Genomic DNA, 1,507 nt, shown 5'->3' on the forward strand with positions numbered 1-1,507 from the left:
CCAGACCTATTTCACGGATGGTCAGCGTGCGGTGGATGTTCTGGCGGACAGCGGGGTAGACGCGATCGGCGTCGATTGCGTCGCGGGCGCCGTGCCCGACGTGTCCGGCCTGCCGGCGTCGACGCTCATCGTCGCCGGCGTCGTCGACGGCCGAAACGTGTGGCGCACCGATTGCGGCCGCGCCCTCGGGTCCCTCGCCGAATTGGCGCAGTCGCACCCGGTGGCGGTGTCGGCCTCATGCTCGCTGCTGCACGTTCCGCATTCGCTGGCGGCCGAGCCGTCCCTGGCCAACGAGCGGGAGTTGCGCGCCCGCCTGGCGTTCGGCGAGGAGAAGATCATCGAGGTCGTCTCCCTGGCCCGGGCGCTGCATCACCCGGGCGGCCAGCGGATCCGCCGCAATGGTTTCCTGGCCGCGGCGGAGGCGGAGGAGTCGGCCGACGTCTCCCCCGCCACCGGTTCCGGCGCCGTCGAGCGCCGGAAGGGCGGCGTCCACGACCGGTCGCCGTTCCCGCTGCGCCGCGAGGCCCAGCGCCGGGCGCTGGATCTGCCGCCGCTGCCGACCTCGACGATCGGCTCCTTCCCCCAGACCCCGGAGGTCCGCGCCGCGCGGGCCGCGTTCGCCCGGGGCGTGTCGTCGGAGTGCGCGTACGAGGCCGCGATGGTGCGCGAGATCCTGCACGTCATCGAAGAGCAGGAGAAGCTGGGCCTGGACGTGCTGGTGCACGGCGAGCCGGAGCGCAACGACATGGTGCAGTATTTCGCGGAGCAGCTGGACGGCTTCCACTGCACGTCGAACGCCTGGGTGCAGTCCTACGGCACCCGCTGCGTGCGCCCGCCGATCCTGCACGGCGACGTGTCCCGCCCGGAGCCCATGACCGTGCGCTGGTTCCGCGCCGCGCAGGACATGACGGACCGTCCGGTCAAGGGCATGCTCACCGGCCCGGTGACCATGCTGGCCTGGTCCTTCGTCCGAGATGACCGTCCGCTGGCGGACACCGCCCACCAGGTCGCGCTGGCGATCCGCGACGAGTGCCGCGACCTGGAGGCCGCGGGCGCGAAGGTGATCCAGGTGGACGAGGCCGCGATCCGCGAGCTGCTCCCCCTGCGCCCGGAGGACCGCGCCGCGTACGCGGAGTGGTCGGTGGAGTCCTTCCGCACGGCCACCGGTGGTCTGTCGGACGCCACCCAGCTGCACACTCACATGTGCTACTCGGATTTCGGGTCGATCCTCGGCCTGATCCGGGACATGGACGCCGACGTGACCACGATCGAAGCGGCCCGCGCCGGCTACGAGCTCGTCGACGCCATCGCCGACTCCGATTTCGACCTGCCCCTGGGCCCCGGCGTGTGGGACATCCACTCGCCGCGCGTGCCGGGCGTGGACGAGGTCACGGAGCGCATCGACCACGCCGCCCGCACCCTCGGCCCCGACCGGGTGTGGGTGGTTCCCGACTGCGGGTTGAAGACCCGCGGTTGGCCGGAGACCAGGGCGTCCTTGGGCGCCCTC

Annotated in this window: 1 protein-coding gene; it reads left to right on the plus strand. The window is 72.3% G+C overall.

Going from position 1 to position 1,507, the window contains the following annotated elements:
• Window positions 1-1,507, plus strand: a 1,507-nt coding sequence (gene metE, locus GX015_RS03505; RefSeq protein ID WP_291342841.1) for a 5-methyltetrahydropteroyltriglutamate--homocysteine S-methyltransferase, incomplete at both ends; no start/stop codon positions are given.

The sequence above is a fragment of the Corynebacterium sp. genome, from assembly GCF_012837295.1.
Classification (GTDB): domain Bacteria; phylum Actinomycetota; class Actinomycetes; order Mycobacteriales; family Mycobacteriaceae; genus Corynebacterium.